Source organism: Aggregatibacter segnis ATCC 33393, from assembly GCF_900476035.1.
Lineage (GTDB): Bacteria > Pseudomonadota > Gammaproteobacteria > Enterobacterales > Pasteurellaceae > Aggregatibacter > Aggregatibacter segnis.
The window spans coordinates 217149-233966 of sequence record NZ_LS483443.1; the positions used below are offsets into that span (position 1 = coordinate 217149).

At 41.6% G+C, this 16818-nt stretch carries 21 protein-coding genes and 1 pseudogene; 10 read left to right on the forward strand and 12 right to left on the reverse strand.

The genetic code is table 11. The features are described from left to right. Nucleotides 1-15 precede the first annotated feature (15 nt). Nucleotides 16-372, forward strand: a complete 357-nt coding sequence (locus DQN58_RS01085; RefSeq protein WP_006719487.1) for a diacylglycerol kinase — start codon at nt 16-18, stop codon at nt 370-372. A 114-nt stretch (nt 373-486) separates the two neighbouring features. Here DQN58_RS01085 and DQN58_RS01090 read toward each other — a convergent pair whose 3' ends face one another. Beyond that, the gene (locus DQN58_RS01090; RefSeq protein ID WP_032998000.1) at nt 487-885 is read right to left on the reverse strand and encodes a MerR family transcriptional regulator; all 399 of its coding nucleotides are present in this window, start codon (nt 883-885) and stop codon (nt 487-489) included. Nucleotides 886-1012: 127 nt separating this feature from the next. Here DQN58_RS01090 and DQN58_RS01095 point away from each other — a divergent pair, with 127 nt between their 5' ends. Then, entirely contained in the window at nt 1013-1654 is a 642-nt protein-coding gene (locus DQN58_RS01095; RefSeq protein ID WP_006719493.1) for a cation diffusion facilitator family transporter, read from the forward strand. Nucleotides 1655-1720: 66 nt separating this feature from the next. Here the strand turns inward: DQN58_RS01095 and ftsX are convergent, their stop codons facing one another. From ftsX to ftsY, 3 genes are read right to left on the reverse strand one after another with little or no spacing between them, the layout of a single operon-like run. After that, entirely contained in the window at nt 1721-2653 is a 933-nt protein-coding gene (gene ftsX / locus DQN58_RS01100; RefSeq protein ID WP_006719494.1) for a permease-like cell division protein FtsX, read from the reverse strand. Between the two features lie 8 nt (nt 2654-2661). Continuing rightward, entirely contained in the window at nt 2662-3312 is a 651-nt protein-coding gene (gene ftsE, locus DQN58_RS01105) for a cell division ATP-binding protein FtsE (protein ID WP_006719495.1), read from the reverse strand. A 39-nt stretch (nt 3313-3351) separates the two neighbouring features. After that, on the reverse strand, nt 3352-4866 hold the full coding sequence (gene ftsY, locus DQN58_RS01110; protein ID WP_032998203.1) for a signal recognition particle-docking protein FtsY: 1515 nt from the start codon (nt 4864-4866) through the stop codon (nt 3352-3354). A 79-nt stretch (nt 4867-4945) separates the two neighbouring features. On the opposite strand from ftsY, the gene rsmD reads away from it, so the two are divergent. The 4 genes and pseudogenes from rsmD (at nt 4946) to DQN58_RS01130 (ending at nt 8059) form a co-directional block, all read left to right on the forward strand. Beyond that, nucleotides 4946-5530 carry a 16S rRNA (guanine(966)-N(2))-methyltransferase RsmD gene (rsmD, locus tag DQN58_RS01115; RefSeq protein WP_032998204.1) on the forward strand — a complete coding sequence of 195 codons (585 nt, stop codon included), beginning with the start codon at nt 4946-4948 and terminating at the stop codon, nt 5528-5530. A gap of 159 nt (nt 5531-5689) precedes the next feature. Further along, nucleotides 5690-6437: pseudogene (locus tag DQN58_RS01120) on the forward strand (Cof-type HAD-IIB family hydrolase). A 228-nt stretch (nt 6438-6665) separates the two neighbouring features. Next, nucleotides 6666-7436 carry a hypothetical protein gene (locus DQN58_RS01125; RefSeq protein ID WP_006719500.1) on the forward strand — a complete coding sequence of 257 codons (771 nt, stop codon included), beginning with the start codon at nt 6666-6668 and terminating at the stop codon, nt 7434-7436. Next, complete coding sequence (locus DQN58_RS01130) at nt 7436-8059, forward strand: hypothetical protein (RefSeq protein WP_032998002.1); 624 nt, start codon at nt 7436-7438, stop codon at nt 8057-8059. Before DQN58_RS01125 ends, DQN58_RS01130 begins: the two co-directional genes overlap by 1 nt. 165 nt (nt 8060-8224) lie before the next feature. Here DQN58_RS01130 and DQN58_RS01135 read toward each other — a convergent pair whose 3' ends face one another. Continuing rightward, on the reverse strand, nt 8225-9283 hold the full coding sequence (locus tag DQN58_RS01135; protein ID WP_006719502.1) for an AI-2E family transporter: 1059 nt from the start codon (nt 9281-9283) through the stop codon (nt 8225-8227). A gap of 77 nt (nt 9284-9360) precedes the next feature. Between DQN58_RS01135 and arsC the strand changes: the two genes are divergently transcribed. Then, on the forward strand, nt 9361-9711 hold the full coding sequence (gene arsC / locus DQN58_RS01140; RefSeq protein ID WP_006719503.1) for an arsenate reductase (glutaredoxin): 351 nt from the start codon (nt 9361-9363) through the stop codon (nt 9709-9711). 97 nt (nt 9712-9808) lie between these two features. Here arsC and DQN58_RS01145 read toward each other — a convergent pair whose 3' ends face one another. Next, nucleotides 9809-10105: a DUF5377 family protein gene (locus DQN58_RS01145; RefSeq protein ID WP_032998003.1), complete on the reverse strand. Its 297-nt coding sequence runs from the start codon at nt 10103-10105 to the stop codon at nt 9809-9811. A 16-nt stretch (nt 10106-10121) separates the two neighbouring features. After that, nucleotides 10122-10406 (reverse strand): alternative ribosome-rescue factor A, encoded by a 285-nt coding sequence (locus DQN58_RS01150; protein ID WP_006719506.1) that lies wholly within the window; start codon nt 10404-10406, stop codon nt 10122-10124. A 215-nt stretch (nt 10407-10621) separates the two neighbouring features. Here DQN58_RS01150 and rimO point away from each other — a divergent pair, with 215 nt between their 5' ends. From rimO to DQN58_RS01165, 3 genes are all read left to right on the forward strand, one after another. Further along, nucleotides 10622-11953 (forward strand): 30S ribosomal protein S12 methylthiotransferase RimO, encoded by a 1332-nt coding sequence (rimO, locus tag DQN58_RS01155; protein WP_032998004.1) that lies wholly within the window; start codon nt 10622-10624, stop codon nt 11951-11953. A 60-nt stretch (nt 11954-12013) separates the two neighbouring features. After that, entirely contained in the window at nt 12014-12487 is a 474-nt protein-coding gene (locus tag DQN58_RS01160) for a low molecular weight protein-tyrosine-phosphatase (protein WP_006719508.1), read from the forward strand. A 127-nt stretch (nt 12488-12614) separates the two neighbouring features. Then, a complete protein-coding gene (locus DQN58_RS01165) occupies nt 12615-12833 on the forward strand; it encodes a YdcH family protein (RefSeq protein ID WP_006719509.1) in 219 nt (72 codons plus the stop codon). Nucleotides 12834-12887: 54 nt separating this feature from the next. Here the strand turns inward: DQN58_RS01165 and slyD are convergent, their stop codons facing one another. The 5 genes from slyD to trkA form a co-directional block, all read right to left on the reverse strand. After that, on the reverse strand, nt 12888-13544 hold the full coding sequence (gene slyD / locus DQN58_RS01170; protein WP_006719510.1) for a peptidylprolyl isomerase: 657 nt from the start codon (nt 13542-13544) through the stop codon (nt 12888-12890). Between the two features lie 96 nt (nt 13545-13640). Next, nucleotides 13641-14360 (reverse strand): SIMPL domain-containing protein, encoded by a 720-nt coding sequence (locus tag DQN58_RS01175; RefSeq protein ID WP_006719511.1) that lies wholly within the window; start codon nt 14358-14360, stop codon nt 13641-13643. Between the two features lie 46 nt (nt 14361-14406). Then, entirely contained in the window at nt 14407-14841 is a 435-nt protein-coding gene (rraB, locus tag DQN58_RS01180; protein ID WP_006719512.1) for a ribonuclease E inhibitor RraB, read from the reverse strand. A gap of 99 nt (nt 14842-14940) precedes the next feature. Further along, a complete protein-coding gene (gene mscL, locus DQN58_RS01185) occupies nt 14941-15327 on the reverse strand; it encodes a large-conductance mechanosensitive channel protein MscL (RefSeq protein ID WP_006719513.1) in 387 nt (128 codons plus the stop codon). Between the two features lie 105 nt (nt 15328-15432). Beyond that, the gene (trkA, locus tag DQN58_RS01190) at nt 15433-16809 is read right to left on the reverse strand and encodes a Trk system potassium transporter TrkA (protein WP_006719514.1); all 1377 of its coding nucleotides are present in this window, start codon (nt 16807-16809) and stop codon (nt 15433-15435) included. Between the last annotated feature and the right edge of the window lie 9 nt (nt 16810-16818).

Below are 16818 nucleotides of genomic sequence, written 5' to 3' on the forward strand. Positions count from 1 at the left end.
ACAAAGGAAAACCTAATGGACAAAACGACAGGGCTAACCCACTTAATCAAATCCACTCAATATTCCATGCAAGGCTTAAAAAGTGCGGTCAAATATGAAACTGCTTTTCGCCACGAGCTTTTTTGCTGCCTTTTCATGATTCCACTTGCCCTATGGCTTGGTGATGATGCGGTTGAAAAAGCACTGATGATCGGCAGCGTATTGTTAGTCTTGGTGGTAGAACTGCTCAATAGCGCCATCGAAGCAGTGGTGGATCGCATTGGTACAGAACGCCACGAACTCTCCGGCCGCGCCAAAGATCAAGGTTCTGCCGCCGTGTTTGTTGCCCTGGTTATTGTCGCGATAACTTGGGCGTTCATGTTGTTTAATTAAAAACGTAGTCAAAACTAACCGCACTTTACTTTCGCAAATGGAGAGAAAGGAGGGGGGAGTTTATGAAACAAAAAATGAGCTAAAACAAAGCGTAATATTTTATTAGGAGATGATTTAAACCGTCTCCTTTCTTTTTGCCTGAAGCCCTGCTATGGCTTTGCATTCCGACTTACTATGTTTTCCCTTAATGGCGATGGATTGTAAAAACGCTTTGATATCTTGTAATTGTGAAATTTTTTCTTCCACCCGCGTCAGTTGCTTAAGCACCAATTTGTCAGCGTAATAATGATTAGCAGTGTGAAATTTGAGTGCATTGAGTTGTTTAATATCTTCTAAAGAAAAACCTAGCGTACGGCAGTTTTTAATAAAAATAAGCTGCGTTATGCTTTCTTCGTCATACGATCGGTAACCGTTAGCCTGTCGTTTTGGTTCCGGTAAGACGCCTTGTTTTTCATAGTAACGAATGGTTTCTAAGTGAATCCCGGTACGTTTACTCAGCTCATTGACTTTCATTTCTTCCTCTCCCCAAATATTTACCATTCTAACAAAAAATACTTGATCCCGTAGTCCCTACGGGCTTTAAGCTGTTCTGCACTCAAACAAATTAAGTAAGTAAGGAAGGAAGGAAGGAAGGAACGAGATGCTACATCAACACAAACACGAACATTCACACGCTCATACACCAACAAATAAAAAGATTTTAAGCACCAGTTTGGTCATTATCAGCAGCTATATGATCATCGAGTTTTTAGGTGGCTATTATTTTAATAGCCTCGCCTTAATGGCTGACGCCGGGCATATGGCAAATGACAGCCTATCGTTGCTCCTCGCCCTCATTGCTTTGTTTTTAAATGCACAAAACCAAAAAAGGTTCGCGCTGTTAAATGGCACTTCTCTGATTGTGGTGGCAATATGGATTTTGGTGGAAGCGACAGAACGTTGGCAATACCCAACGACAATGTTGGCGTTGCCTATGCTAGGTGTTGCCATCACTGGACTCTTGGTAAACATTTTCGTAGCTTGGCTAATGATGAAAGGCGATCATGAAAACTTAAACATCAAAGCCGCCTATTTACACGTATTAGCTGACCTGTTTGGCTCTCTGGTGGCAATTATCGCCGGATTAAGCGCATGGCTACTAAACTGGCAATGGGTTGACCTTGTCGCCAGCAGTATTTTAAGCCTACTAATATTGCGAAGCGGTGCCTCTGTTGTCTATCAAGCCTTTAAAGCATTACGAAACAATGAATCGCATTTTGATACAACACCACACCAACATTAAAAAACTGTAACAAAAAAGACCGCACTTTTTATCAAGTGCGGTCTTTTTCTTTTGTGTTTTTATCCTCTAACCTTTCTTATCCAACAAGCGAATATAACGTGTGGCCGATAACCATGCGCCGATGTAGCCCATAATGATGCAAACCACGAGTAAGAAAAGGAATTCCACCAATCCTAAGCCGTTCAAGTTGAAATTGACGGCAAAGATATCAGTCACGTATTTCACCGCACCGGTGAAATAGCCAATGGTGAGGCTACTGAAAATACACGCGAAGAAACCGCCGAGCGCGGCATAAATCATGCCGGTGTAAAGGAACGGGCGCAGGATGAATTGATCAGTGGCGCCAAGCAATTTCATCACTTCAATATTCGATTGATTGCTGTAAACGTCAGCGCGAATGCTGTTACCGATCACCAAGAAAACCGCCACCGCCATCAGCACAGTACAGAAAATGGCCACATGTGCCACCAACCAAGTCAGGGCGGTCAGTTTTTCCAACCAATCGTTATCCAAACGCACTTCCTGCACGCCTTTGATTTTGTCCAAGTTTTCCCGTAATTCATTGCGTTGTTGCGACTCGTTAAACGCTTTAGTCGGTTTAATCATTACCACCGCCGGCAACGGATTATCATCCAACACGTCCAACTCTTCGCTAAAGCCAGACCAATGGCGAAACTCGTTCAAACTTTCCTGACGAGAAATATAATTTAATGATTCAACCCCTTCTTGCTGACGGATTTTTTCCACCACCAAGTTGGCATCCTCTTCCGACAAGTTTTTATGTAAATATACGGTTAGTTCACTTTCGGGGTAAAACTGCGTGGTGGCGTGATGAATATTTTTCCAAAGCAAATAGCTCACGGTCGGAATCGTTAAAGAGACGGCGATCACCAACACGGTTAACAATGTCGCAAACTTACGTTTCATTAAGTCCGCCAACACCGCACGCAACACGTACACACTTTGCACGCCAAAAGGGAAATTCAAACGAAAACTCATGTTGTCTCCTAGCGTAAATAACCTTGCTCAAGCACCAAGCAAGGTTTTGGTTTTTGTTGCACGATGCCCATGTCATGGGTGGCGATTAACACCGTCATACCGAGACGATTGAATTCTTCAAATAAATTGAAGATCTCTAAGGAGAGTGCACTATCTAAGTTCCCGGTAGGTTCATCTGCCAACAATAATTGCGGTTTATGCACCACGGCACGCGCGATATCAATGCGTTGTTGTTCACCACCGGACAAGTGTGCCGGCAAGTGATTTGCACGATCACGCAATCCCACACGATCCAATGCTGCCAACGCACGGCTATTGGCATCTTTCGGATGTTGTCCGGCAATAATCAATGGCAGCGCCACGTTATCCAAGACGGAACGATCGGGCAATAAGCGATAGTCTTGATGCACCATGCCGATTTGGCGGCGTAAAAATGGCACTTCATGACGAGATAAGCGGGTAATATCGTGACCGTTAAACCAAATTTGCCCGCCATTGGCACGTTCCATGCCCATAATTAATTTCAGCAGGGTACTTTTCCCCGCACCGGAATGCCCTACCAAATAGGTCATACTGCCTACCGGTAAATGAAAGCTTAACCCTTGCAGCGCCGGTTTTCCGCCCAAATACGCTTTACTCACATTTGCAAATCGAATCATTTTTCTTCTCTAAAAAACACGTCATTTTTGAACCGCACTTTATTCCTCTTCATGAGCAAATAAAGCGTCAATAAATTCTTCTGCGTTAAATTCGCGTAAATCTTCAATTTTTTCACCTACGCCGATATAGCGGATCGGCAAATTAAACTGGTCGGCGATAGCAAAAATCACGCCGCCTTTGGCGGTACCATCCAATTTGGTTAAGCTAATGCCGGTAAGCCCAACGGCTTCGTTAAATAACTTAGCTTGGCTAATGGCATTTTGACCGGTGCCCGCATCCAGGGTGAGCATAATTTCATGCGGTGCACTTTCATCGTATTTTTTCATCACGCGCACGATTTTCTTCAGCTCGTCCATCAAGTTATTTTTATTTTGTAAACGACCGGCGGTGTCGGCAATAAGCACATCAATATTGCGCGCTGCCGCCGATTGCATCGCATCAAAAATCACCGATGCAGAATCGGAACCGGTGCTTTGTGCCACAACCGGAATATGATTACGCTCGCCCCACACTTGCAACTGCTCTACTGCGGCGGCTCGGAAAGTATCACCCGCCGCCAACATGACAGATTTGCCTTCCATTTGGAATTTACGCGCCAGTTTGCCGATGGTAGTGGTTTTCCCTACGCCATTCACCCCCACCATTAAAATCACATAAGGCTTTTTGCTGCCATCAATGCGTAATGGTTGCGCCACCGGTTTTAAAATCTCGCCCATTTCCAATTTAAGTTGTTGGTATAAGGTATCTGCGTTTTGTAACTGCTGACGGGTCGCATGTTGCGTTAAGTTATTGATAATTTTTGTGGTAGTCGGCACGCCGATATCGGCAATGAGAAGTTGTTCTTCTAATTCTTCAAACAATTCATCATCGATTTTTTTACCGAGGAAGAAACTGCGGAAGCCTGCCCCGATGTTTTGTTTGGTTTTTACCAAGCCTTTGAGTAATCGGCTAAAAAAACCACCCTCGCTTGGTTTTTCCTGTGTTTCTACGATGTCGGCAACGGCGCTTTCTTCTTCGAATTCTTCCGCTTCAACAACAGATTCATCTTCAATATTCACCGCTCTTTCGGCTTGTACGTCTGCTTCGCTCTCAGAAAGTGCGGTTGAATTTTCCAGCGTTTCTTCAATAGATTGAGTTGACTCATCTGATGGCACAAGCGTCGATGCTTGTGCCGCTGGGTTTTCCTCTTGAGAGATCTCTACTTGAACATCATGGCTTTCAGGCGCAGGCATAGTAGAAGCTTGTTCAACCGATGGCGCACGCTTCATAGCGTGTGCCCCATCTTCTTCCGATTGCGTTATTTCAGATTGAGCTTCATGAAGTTCAGGCACAAGCGTGGACGCTTGCGCCATCAATGTCTCTTCTGTTGATGGATTTTCGCGCGCAGTTTTATCTAAAAGTGCGGTCGTTTTTTCTGCCGTTTCTTGCACTTCAGATTCATTAGGGAGCTGTTCTTTTGACTCCGGTTCTTTCGGTTCCGTTGATTCTCCTTGTTTATTTTTGCTTAATCCGAACCAAGACCAAAATCCGCCTTTTTTCTCTTCATCTGACATAAATTGCCCACTCTTGTTTAAACTTGATAAAATGCCGCTCATTCTAGCAAAAAAACACATCATTTTCCTGCCGATTTATATGAAAAAAGCAACAACACAACAAAGCACGAAAGGCGAAGTACGCATTATCGCCGGCTTATGGCGCGGACGAAAATTACCGGTGCTGCCATCCCAAGGCTTGCGCCCTACCGGAGATCGTGTAAAAGAAACCCTATTCAATTGGCTCATGCCTTATATCGTTGACAGTGAATGCTTAGACGGGTTTGCCGGTAGCGGTTCTCTTGGCTTTGAAGCGCTTTCGCGCCAAGCGGCAAAGGTGACATTTCTGGAATTGGAAAAAGCCGTGGCGCAGCAGTTAAACAAGAATATTCAAACCTTAAAATGTGCCGATCGCGCGCAAGTCGTCAATCAAAACAGCTTGCACTTTTTAAATCAGCCACAAAATCAACCGCACTTTGATGTGGTCTTTCTCGATCCGCCCTTTCATTTTAATTTAGCCGAGCAAGCCATGGCTCTATTAGCGCAAAACAACTGGCTGCGTCCGCAAGCCTTGATTTATGTGGAAACGGAAAAAGGCAAGGAACCGAACGTACCGGAAAACTGGCATGTATTAAAACAAAAAGACAGCGGTCAAGTGAGTTATCGATTATATCAAGCGGAGTAATCTCCGCTCTTTTTTTGCTGAAATCGCAACAATTTCACAAAATTTCCTTAAGATTTCACCCTATTAATTCACGTTTCATTTATATTTTTTTGTATAAAAAAACACACTTCTCATACCACTTGATCATCATAATTTTAGCATTCTCCATTTGACGGCACACTGCTCAACAGCCAACATCAGATCACACCAAAAACGGAAGAAGCGATTAAGAATGTGCTAAAACAAGGCATTCCGTTTATTCCTGTTTCCGCCCGTCCGCCTTACGCCATTACGCCTTACACAGAACAACTCTGGGGCACAACATGGTATGATTTGTTACAGCGGCGCATTAATTTTAGATAAAAATCTGACCGCACTTTATAGCGTGACTTTAGAACCCCAGGACTTACAAAAACTCAACGCGCTTTTAGCCGATTTTACGCACCTTTCCATCAGCTACTACGCCGGTTTGGATTGGTTTTGTAATGATGTGAACAATAATTGGATCAAGCAAGAAAGCGAAATTACGGGCTTAAGCGCCAAGTTGCTGCAAGGCAACCTCACGGATGTACACAAAATATTAGTCATGGGCAGCGCCGAAGAAATCCAAACGGTAGAACCCGTACTGAAACAAGCCCTACCACACTTAAGTATTCACCGCTCCAAAGACGAATATTTAGAAATCATGAACTCTGCCGCGACCAAAGCAAAAGCCATTCAATTTATGGAACAGCATTTGGGCATTAGTGCCGAACAAGTTATCGCTTTCGGCGACAATTTTAACGACTTGGATATGTTGCAATACGCCGGCCTTAGCATCGCCATGGGCAACGCCCCCGATGCCATCAAACAAGCGGCAAAAGAAGTCACCGCCACGAATAACGAAGACGGTATTGCATTGGTGTTAAATCGTGTGTTTGGGAAGTAAACCTAATTAAAATTCAGCGTAAAAAAGGCCGCAATTTTAAGTTTAAAGTGCGGTCGTTTTTTGAGTGAATTTCACTTTCCTTAGAAAAAAGTAATAAAGTGGCATTTTCTCATTAGAAAAAGTATTTTGTATGGTTGCGTAAAGGTTTTCCATAGTGGATTATAAAGAACCTAATTGAGGGTAAATTTGCCGTTGTATGCAGTAAATTTTTTATATAAGGAAGAATAAATGCTGTCAGCAATATTACATGGGAAGAAGACAGGTAGTGGACTAGCCGGAACCAGATTAAAAATAGGAGAAACGCAAGGAGCCGAGGATATTTTGACATCAAGTGTTTTTGAAAGAATAGCTTATTTACCCGATGAAGTATTTAACCGATTTATTCAAAATCTTCTTAATGGTTATGATTTTGGTCACTTATACGAAATAGAATTCTGGCCATATTGGGAAATAAATAACGCCAAAATCGAGCCCGATGTCGTCTTATTTAATCAAATGCAACAAACCATTATTGTCGAAGCCAAACGATACGATAATACCCAGCAACAATATGCGTATCAACTTGCTAATGAAATTCAGGCTGCTTATAACAATGAAATAAACGATCCTATTTTACTAACTGTTGGTGGAATGTATGAATATAGCGCCAAAAACAAGAAACAATTAAAGAAACAAATAGACGATATACTACAAGCTAGAAATCTTGAAATCACTTATCAATTATATATTAAAAGCTGGCAAGACATTTATTTGACTTTAGAGCGAACTATAAAAGAAGACAAAGCTCAATCTCTACAAAGACTACTTAGCGATATTAGGGAGGCTTACAATTGGCATGATATTCGTTATAAACCTTACCAATGGCTAAACGAATTAAAAGAACAAAAGATCACTTATACTGAATACCCTCAATTAATTAAGCAAAAAAACACATGGGTTCAATTAAAACCCATTAATTTAACACATGAAAAATTTCCCTCTTTTCTAGGAGAATGTTAATGAACAAAAATGATATGAACCTTATTCTACAAGATGTCAGAAAGGCCTATCGATTTCTAGCTGATTATCAACAAAGAATTATTGAATTAATTACCTTCATAAAAAAAGAACTAGATATTGAACATTATCACCACTCAATTCCAAACTATTGCGATCCACGTTCCCTTTATAAAATTTATAATATTGAGGATGGTATTGGTTGGCGATTTTTACCAATGATGAACTTAACCTTATTACTGCATAAAACTCGTAGCATTCCAGCTGGTGAAGAATGGCAAAATCACATTAAGCCAAATGATTTAGCCTTTAGTATAGTCATAGCCTCTGATGAAGATAACGACGGAGAGCTATCCCCTATTGACAGTAAAAGTGAGATCCACATCTATATTTATCAATGCCAAAAGCATAAGAGAAAAAAGGACTGGTATAGTGATGTGTGGTGGAATATAGAATACCCAGACTTTGGAACAGTTACTCACTATCAAGATAAATCAGGTGAAATTGAATACCAAATCTATGGAGAATCTTTAGATTTATCTGAAATGTATGACGAGGAAAGTGTGAGATCGACTCTTGATGCCTTTAGAAAACGCGCTTCTGAGAAACTAGGGCAAGAGATTTAGAAATAGCAGTTCGTCCTCCGTGGTGCACGCACCTATTGAAAACAGCACCAGCGTAGACGCTGGTGCTATCAAAAGAAGTAAAATTTAACATGAAAAAAGACCGCACTTTTAAACCCAAAGTGCGGTCTTTTTTTCTAACGTTTTTACGGTGACAATCTCACCCTTTTAAAGCGTTTCATTGGAAGGCCAGGCATTGACCACCGCTTTCACGAGGGTTGCCAGTGGAATGGCAAAGAAAACGCCCCAGAAGCCCCATAAACCGCCGAAAATCAACACGGCGATGATGATAATTAACGGGTGGAGGTTGACGACTTCGGAAAATAAAAACGGCACAAGGAGATTTCCGTCTAATAATTGGGAAACGACGAAAGCAATCAAAATATACCAGAATGTGTGAGTGTCGCCAAATTGGAAAATCGCGACTAACACGACCGGAATGGTGACTAATACCGCCCCAATGTAAGGCACCAAGACGGAAAACCCAACCGCCACAGCCAATAGCAACGGATAATTCAAGCCGAAAGTTAAGAAGATGGCGTAAGTAACTGCGGTCACTACTAAAATCTCGAGCAATTTCCCACGAATATAATTGGCAATTTGCTGCTGCATTTCCACCCACACTTTTGAAGCAAGTGTGCGATTACGTGGCAGGAAACGGCTGACGCCATCAATCAGCTGGCGTTTATCTTTAAGTAGGAAAAACACCATTAACGGCACCAAGAAAGCATAAATCCCAAGCGTCACCAAGTTCATGATAGATGCCAGAGAGAGTTTTAATGCCGATTCACCCAAACTGAGAATTTTCTCTTTTACCGTACCGAAAATAGATTCCACGGTTTGTGCATCAATCAGTTCCGGATAGCGTTCCGGCAAAGATAAAAACCACTCGTTAAAGCGATTAAACATGTGAGGTAAATCACTTAATAAATTCGCTAACTGTGCCCATAAATTCGGAATCAAAACTAATACAACGACAAAAACCAAGCTGATAAAACTGCCTAGCACCAACATCGCAGCCACTAAGCGGGGACACTTCAATTTTTCATTTAATAAGCGTACCGGCCATTCCAATAAATAGGCCAACACAATCGCCACCAACAACGGCGCAATAAGGTCGCTAAAAAAATAAATGGACACGAAACCGAACAGCAAAATCGCCGCCAATCCCATGGCTTGCGGATCAGTGAAGCGTCGGTTATACCAACTTTTAAACATCTCAATCATGTTTGATTCCTCTATAAAACCTGCCTGATTATAAGGTAAAATCTATGCAAAGCACACATTAAGCAGGAGGAATTTCTATGTCGATTACTATCTACCACAACCCTCGTTGTTCCAAAAGCCGTGAAACATTAGCCTTGTTGGAAAGCCATCATATTCAACCGACCATCGAACTGTATTTACAACACAACTACGATGTTGAAACGCTACAAAGCATTGCGGATAAATTGGGTATTACGGATATTCGCCAAATGATGCGAACCAAAGCTGAACTCTATAAAACCTTGGGGTTAGATAATCCAAGCCTAACAGCACAGGATTTACTCAATGCCATTGCACAACATTCTGAATTATTGGAACGCCCGATTGTGGTAAACGGCAATAAAGCCAAAATCGGACGCCCGCCGGAAAGTGTGTTAGCAATTTTATAAAAACACCGTTAAAAATCCGTTGGATTTTGTAACCGCACTTGATCGTGTAAGCGGACAAAAATAAACCCGATTCTACGTCGGGTTTATTTTTTATTGGTTAATCTTTCGCAAGCCCTAAATTGCCAATTTTAATCCCCAAATGTCCTAATGCCACCGGAGAGATTTGCTCGCTTAAATAAATGAATAATTCATCCAAATCGGTGAAGTCTTTTTTGATTTTAATTTGGTCTTCCACTTTGCGGGTAAAGGTATAGTTTGTTTCATTGCCGTTGATGTGCGCTTCTAAGGTCACATAAATAGTCTCAAAAAAGTGGCTTTTCGCGCCTTCTTCGCCCGGATCGCTGATTCTGACGTTCCATGTGTTGTTAAATAAAATTTCTGTTTTCACTGTCATAATAACCTCATTCATATCAATACATTACATAAACTTTACGAGTAGAAAAAAGCCCGATAATAAAATCTCTTATCATAGAAATCTTATTATCGGGCTTTTCGTAATAGCGATTTGCGTGTTTCGCTTGACGTTGATAGCTGCCTTTGCCTTTCTTATTTCGTTCAACACGTTGGCGAAAGAGTTTATCGTGTAATAATGCTTGAATTGCATTCTCTTTAATCACACCGCGCTGATGCTGATAGGTCATCGTTCCTTGCGAATTTTGAGGCGGTGTCTGCAAGGCATGTTTTTGTTTTGCCATGATTTTTCCTCTTATGAATGAAAATAGGTTATGTTTTTTAAGGGCTAAAAAACGGCACACATTATAGCGGATTCCGCTGAAATGAAAAGCCGTTGCACGGAAAGCAAAACGTGAAAACCCGATTTTTATTGGTATTTCACTGTCGCCTTTTTGTACAAAAAAAGGTAGAATTAGCCCCTTTTTTATTACCCGCGATAGACTTTTTGAGAAAATTTATGAGTTCTACCCCAAACATCGGCTTTGTCAGCCTTGGCTGTCCGAAAAATTTAGTGGATTCAGAACGTATTCTGACGGAATTACGTTCCAACGGTTATAACATTATTCCAAGCTATGAAAATGCCGATTTAGTGATCGTGAATACCTGTGGTTTTATTGACAGCGCCGTACAAGAATCTTTGGAAGCCATTGGCGAAGCGTTAGAAGAAAACGGTAAAGTGATTGTGACCGGCTGCCTTGGCGCAAAAGAAGATCAAATTCGCCAAGTTCACCCAAAAGTGTTAGAAATCAGCGGTCCGCACAGTTATGAAACCGTGATGAATCAGGTACAAAAATACGTACCGAAACCGGCTTATAATCCGTATGAAAGCCTGCTGCCGGCACAAGGTGTGAAACTTACACCAAAACATTACGCCTATTTAAAAATATCCGAAGGCTGCGACCATCGTTGCACGTTCTGTATTATCCCGTCCATGCGGGGCGATTTGGATAGCCGTCCGATTACTCAAGTTTTGGATGAAGCCAAACGTTTGGTGGATGCCGGCGTAAAAGAGCTGTTAATCGTGTCCCAAGACACCTCCGCTTATGCCTTAGACCAAACCAAAGAAAACCAAAATAAAACCGTCTTCTGGAACGGTATGCCGATTAAAAATAATTTAATCAGCTTGTGTCGCCAATTAGGCAATTTGGGCATTTGGGTTCGCTTGCACTATGTTTATCCGTATCCACATGTGGACGAATTGATTCCACTGATGGCGGAAGGCAAGCTGTTGCCTTATTTGGACATTCCGTTGCAACACGCCAGCCCGAAAATTCTGAAAGCCATGAAAAGACCCGGCAAAATCGACCGCACTTTAGAGCGCATTAAAACATGGCGTGAGATTTGCCCGGAATTAACCTTACGCTCCACCTTTATCGTTGGTTTCCCGGGGGAAACAGAAGAAGATTTCCAAATGCTGTTGGATTTCTTGAAAGAAGCACAGCTAGACCGCGTGGGCTGTTTCAAATTCAGCCCGGTAGAAGGTGCGCCGGCGACAGATATGCCGGATCAAGTACCGGAAGACGTGAAAGAAGAACGTTATCATCGTTTCATGCAACTCCAACAAGCCATTTCCGCGGCTCGCTTACAACAAAAAATCGGCAAAACGTTAAAAGTGATTGTGGATGACATCAATGAAGAAGGCATTATTGGTCGTTCCATGGCGGATGCGCCGGAAATTGATGGCTTGGTGTATGTAGACAATCAAAGCCAAAGTGCGGTCAATATTGGCGACGTGATTTCTGTGCATATTACGGATGCTGATGAATACGATTTATGGGGAACCTGTTAATTCCTTCAACAAAAATCCTCGCCATGAGGATTTTTTTTATGACTTTTGAGAGAGAAAAAAATGCAACCAATCAACATCCTTTTCGTCTGTTTAGGCAATATTTGCCGTTCCCCGATGGCAGAATACGTCATGCGGGAAAAAATCAAACAAGCCCATTTGCAACATAAAATCCTGACTGCCAGCGCCGGCACCTCCGGGTGGCACGACGGTGAAGGCATGCACTGTGGCACGGCCGACATACTGGATCAACATAAAATCGCGTCGAATGATTTTGTCAGCCGTAAAGTGCGGTCAAAAGATTGGGCGGATTTTGATTATCTGATTGCCATGGACAATGAAAATTTACAGGATTTGGAAAAGCTATTTGGACATCATCCGGAAAAACAGTTTCAAATCACCGCACTTTGTCCTGATTTAGGCATCGATCACATTCCGGATCCTTGGTACACCAAGAACTTTCAGCAAACTTATGCCTTGCTCGATCAATGTTGCGATGCCTTGTTAACCAAAATTCGTCAAACACATCATTTGTGATAGAAATGTTAATTTGATACATGCATTTTGTGATCTCTCGCACGTTTATTTCGCTGCGAATTCGGTAAGATAATGCCAGCATAACTGCCGTTATGCCATGTAAAATTTATAATGAGGTATTTCCACTATGTTTCCAGAATTTAGAGATCTAATTACCAAACTGAAAGTTGAAGATGCTTATTTTGCAAATTTATTTGATAAACATAATGAACTAGACCAACGTATTAAAAACATCGAATCCAATATTGAATTGGGTACGCACAATGAAGTGGAAATGTTGAAAAAGGAAAAACTACGTTTGAAAGATGCAATGTACGAAGTCTTGAAAAAGGCTAGCGCAAAATAAACGAGCATAAAAACAAAAGACCGCATTGAAGTGCGGTCTTTTTTATGGACATTTTTAGTGTTTGCCGCCACAGCCGCAACCACCGCCATGGTGATGATCGTCATCATGATGGTGACCATGACCGCCACAGCAACCTTCGTGCTGATGATCGTGGTCGTGATGATGGTGGTGGTGATGATGGCCGCCACAACCGCAACCATGACCTTCTTCATCGCTATCATGGTCGTGGCCGCCACAACAACCGCCTTCTTGGTGTAAATGACCGTGTGCGATTTCTTCCAATGTCGCCTCACGGGTATCCACTACTTCCACGGTGAAATGTAATTCTTGACCGGCTAACATATGGTTGCCATCAACAACAACATCTGTATCGCCCACTTCAGTAATCACTACCGGCAATGGCCCCATATCCGTATCTGCAATGAAACGCATACCGACTTCTAAATCTTCCACGCCAACAAAAACATCTTTTGGTACGCGTTGCACCATATTTTCGTTGTATTCGCCGTAACCTTCTTCCGGTTTCACGCGAACTTCAAATTTGTCGCCCACAGATTTGCCTTCTAAGGCATTTTCCAAACCGATCACAAGGTTATTATGACCTTGTAAATATTGTAACGGTTGATTCGCAGGTGCTTCATCCACCAATACACCATCTTCGGTACGAACTTGATAAGCGATGCTTACCACCACATTTTTTGCAACTTTCATTGTTTACCTCATTTGTTCAAAGGGGAATTTCTGCGTCAATCTTAACCGCAGAAAAGCGTTGTCATTTTATAAAAAATCTCATTCGGGAAAAAGGGATTAGTTTAATAACTTAATCTGTGCACTCACTGAGGCTTTTAATTCCGCTTTACCGTTATTATCCAGATTCACTTCATCAGCTGCCTCTGAAGAGAAAGAGTTCATTTTGGCAACTGGCATCATACGTCTGTCAAAATATAGCATTTCATTTCGGCTATCCAGATTCAAATTTACCACCTCATAGCCTTTAGCATTCAGTGAAGTTTGGATCAACTGCGCTTTGTGCTGGAATTGTGCTAAAGCGCTTTTAATCATTTCATCTTCAAATTTTACAGCGGCTTCTTTTGATAGCTTCTGAACAACATCGGTAATGGCGAAAGTGTCATTTAAGTCGGAAATCACTTGAGACAACACCACAAAATCCTTACTTTCCAACACTAAATCGGCTCGTTCAATCCATCCGGACTGCTTACCTTTGCTGTCATAACGCACCTGTGTGCTACGCGTATTTTTCTTAACTTCCACCGCACTTTGTTTTTTAAGCACCTCTAGCGCGGCATTCACTTTCTGATTAATGGTTTGATTTAATTCTTTTAAGTTTTTATTTTCTTCTTTGACGAAAAGCGTCACTTCCATGACATCATAATCCACGTCCTTAGTAACTTCCGTACTAAAAGAAATCACATTTTTTTCCGTCTCATCAGCAGATTTTGTTTCTGCATTGGCAGCCAAAGCCATGCTTAAAGGCAAAAGTACTAAAGCAAAATGTTTTAATTTCATGAGTGTCTCCTATATACAAAAGTGCGGTCGATTTTCAGATTGTTTTTTAATGTTTAACGATATCCTCATCATCATCTAAGTCATCGTCTTCGTCAAAAAATTCACCGTCATCACCATATTCATCGTCATCCGCATTCGGATCTTCAAAATAGGTTCCCCAACCGTCATAACTGCCTTGATATTTTTCTACTAACGGCAGTAATTCTTTTTGTTGGGCATCAATGATTTCAGGTTTGAGCTCCACTTCGCTGATAATATCGCAGCAGAACAATACGCTGCCATTTTCCTCTTCAAATTCTTCCGCCTCAGAAACCTCATAGCCGGCTTTAAATGCATCCATAACAATTTTTTCTAATTTATCAAAATTATGGTGAGAAATATGATGTTCAATAATATACAACGCATTCGGATCGCTACCGTCATTTAACAAATCGGTAATAATTTCGCGGGTCTCAGCTTTTAATTCGTCTAAATGACTCATAATGTTTCCTTGCAAAAAGTGGGAAGGGACAAGTGCGGATATGATACAGGAATAAAAAGAAAAATCTTCTCACAAGGAGAAGATTTTATCTAATAAAAATTATTTTTTAAGTAAATCGCGGATTTCAGTCAATAATTTTTCTTCAGCGCTAGGTTCTTTGACTGCTTCGACTGGTTTCTTCAATTTGTTCAATGCTTTAATCATCATAAAAATTGCAAACGCAATGATGATAAAATCAAATACATTTTGAATAAAGACACCATAATTTAATGTCACCGCCGGAATATCGCCAGCCGCTTCTGCTAAGGTGAGTTTAAGGTCTTTAAAATCAATCCCACCGGTTAAAATACCTAATACCGGCATAAAAACATCTGCCACTAATGAACTGACGATTTTGCCGAATGCACCACCGATGATCACACCGACTGCCATATCAACAACATTGCCACGCATGGCAAATTCACGAAATTCTTTAATAAAGCTCATAGACGCTCTCCTAAGATAAGTCAAAAAATCAACGACAAAACATTTGCCGATTGGTTAAAAAAGGCGCACATTATAGTGAGTTTGCGCAGAAATAACAATTTTTATTCAAATAAAAAATGCGGTTGGTTGGAATAATTTCTCCACATCAGAAATATATTTTTTCTCACTTAAATACACCACAACATGATCGCCTGCTTGAATAACGGTTCTTGAATCCCCAATCAACACATCATTGCCTCGTAAGATAGCGCCAATCACCGCACCGGTAGGCATTTTTAATTCATTAACCATGCGACCGATAACATGAGAGCTACTTTCTTCGCCATGAATGATAATTTCAAGCGCCTCCGCTAATCCATGACGTAAAGAAACGACATTTGCCACATCCCCTTTACGCACATGCCCAAGCAACGCAGAAATAGTGGCTTGCTGTGGAGAAATCGCAATATCAATGGTACCGCCTTGAATCAAATTGATATACGCAATGCGTTGGATCAACACCATAGCTTTTTTCGCGCCAAGCCGTTTTGCCAATAACGCCGACATAATATTGGCTTCATCATCACTTGAAAGGGAAAGGAATACATCGATATTTTCAATGTGCTCTTCAAACAGCAAAGATTGATCGGACGCATCTCCGTTGAACACCAACGTTTTTGATAATTTTTCCGCAAGGACCGACGCCCGTTCAGCATTACGCTCAATGAGTTTCACGGTGCAATGCTCTTCTAACAACTTCGCTACACCGGTGGCGATATTTCCTCCACCCACAATCATAATGCGCTTATAGGGTTTTTCGAGGCGTTGTAGCTCACTCATTACCGCTTTAATGTGCACGGTGGCACAAATAAACGTAATTTCATCACCGGCTTCAATAATCGTTGAGCCTTGTGGGCGAATCACTTTATCTTGGCGCAAAATCGACACAATACGGCAATCAATATGCGGTAAATGTTCTTTCAGCGTAGAAATCGAATAACCAACCAAGGGGCCGCCGTAATAGGCTTTCACCACAACCAAACTGATCTTATCTTTCGCTAAATGCGCCACTTGTAATGCGCCGGGATAGCTAATTAAACGAACAATATCCTGCGTCACCAAATTTTCCGGTGAAATAATGTGATCAATAGGAAACGCCTCGTCAGAAAATAATTTCTCTTTTTCCTTCAAATATTCACTATTACGAATACGGGCAATTTTAGTTGGCGTATTAAACAAGGTATACGCAATTTGGCAGGCAACCATGTTAATTTCGTCAGAACTGGTCACCGCAATTAATAAATCCGCATCCGGCGCACCGGCATCACGCAACATCTTTGGCGAAGAGGCTAACCCTTGCATCACGCGCAAATCGTGTTTATCGCGTAAATGCTCCAAACGCAAGGATTCATCGTCAACCAAAGTAATATCATTGTCTTCACTGACCAAATTGGCTGCCAAGGTAGAACCGACTTGTCCTGCGCCTAAAATAATTATCTTCATTTGATTCTC

Bases quoted from the DNA above. Each gene is read 5' to 3' on its own strand.
- DQN58_RS01085 (WP_006719487.1), top strand. From the start codon at position 16: ATGGACAAAACGACAGGGCTAACCCACTTAATCAAATCCACTCAATAT.
- DQN58_RS01090 (WP_032998000.1), bottom strand. From the start codon at position 885: ATGAAAGTCAATGAGCTGAGTAAACGTACCGGGATTCACTTAGAAACC.
- DQN58_RS01095 (WP_006719493.1), top strand. From the start codon at position 1,013: ATGCTACATCAACACAAACACGAACATTCACACGCTCATACACCAACA.
- ftsX (WP_006719494.1), bottom strand. From the start codon at position 2,653: ATGAGTTTTCGTTTGAATTTCCCTTTTGGCGTGCAAAGTGTGTACGTG.
- ftsE (WP_006719495.1), bottom strand. From the start codon at position 3,312: ATGATTCGATTTGCAAATGTGAGTAAAGCGTATTTGGGCGGAAAACCG.
- ftsY (WP_032998203.1), bottom strand. From the start codon at position 4,866: ATGTCAGATGAAGAGAAAAAAGGCGGATTTTGGTCTTGGTTCGGATTA.
- rsmD (WP_032998204.1), top strand. From the start codon at position 4,946: ATGAAAAAAGCAACAACACAACAAAGCACGAAAGGCGAAGTACGCATT.
- DQN58_RS01125 (WP_006719500.1), top strand. From the start codon at position 6,666: ATGCTGTCAGCAATATTACATGGGAAGAAGACAGGTAGTGGACTAGCC.
- DQN58_RS01130 (WP_032998002.1), top strand. From the start codon at position 7,436: ATGAACAAAAATGATATGAACCTTATTCTACAAGATGTCAGAAAGGCC.
- DQN58_RS01135 (WP_006719502.1), bottom strand. From the start codon at position 9,283: ATGATTGAGATGTTTAAAAGTTGGTATAACCGACGCTTCACTGATCCG.
- arsC (WP_006719503.1), top strand. From the start codon at position 9,361: ATGTCGATTACTATCTACCACAACCCTCGTTGTTCCAAAAGCCGTGAA.
- DQN58_RS01145 (WP_032998003.1), bottom strand. From the start codon at position 10,105: ATGACAGTGAAAACAGAAATTTTATTTAACAACACATGGAACGTCAGA.
- DQN58_RS01150 (WP_006719506.1), bottom strand. From the start codon at position 10,406: ATGGCAAAACAAAAACATGCCTTGCAGACACCGCCTCAAAATTCGCAA.
- rimO (WP_032998004.1), top strand. From the start codon at position 10,622: ATGAGTTCTACCCCAAACATCGGCTTTGTCAGCCTTGGCTGTCCGAAA.
- DQN58_RS01160 (WP_006719508.1), top strand. From the start codon at position 12,014: ATGCAACCAATCAACATCCTTTTCGTCTGTTTAGGCAATATTTGCCGT.
- DQN58_RS01165 (WP_006719509.1), top strand. From the start codon at position 12,615: ATGTTTCCAGAATTTAGAGATCTAATTACCAAACTGAAAGTTGAAGAT.
- slyD (WP_006719510.1), bottom strand. From the start codon at position 13,544: ATGAAAGTTGCAAAAAATGTGGTGGTAAGCATCGCTTATCAAGTTCGT.
- DQN58_RS01175 (WP_006719511.1), bottom strand. From the start codon at position 14,360: ATGAAATTAAAACATTTTGCTTTAGTACTTTTGCCTTTAAGCATGGCT.
- rraB (WP_006719512.1), bottom strand. From the start codon at position 14,841: ATGAGTCATTTAGACGAATTAAAAGCTGAGACCCGCGAAATTATTACC.
- mscL (WP_006719513.1), bottom strand. From the start codon at position 15,327: ATGAGCTTTATTAAAGAATTTCGTGAATTTGCCATGCGTGGCAATGTT.
- trkA (WP_006719514.1), bottom strand. From the start codon at position 16,809: ATGAAGATAATTATTTTAGGCGCAGGACAAGTCGGTTCTACCTTGGCA.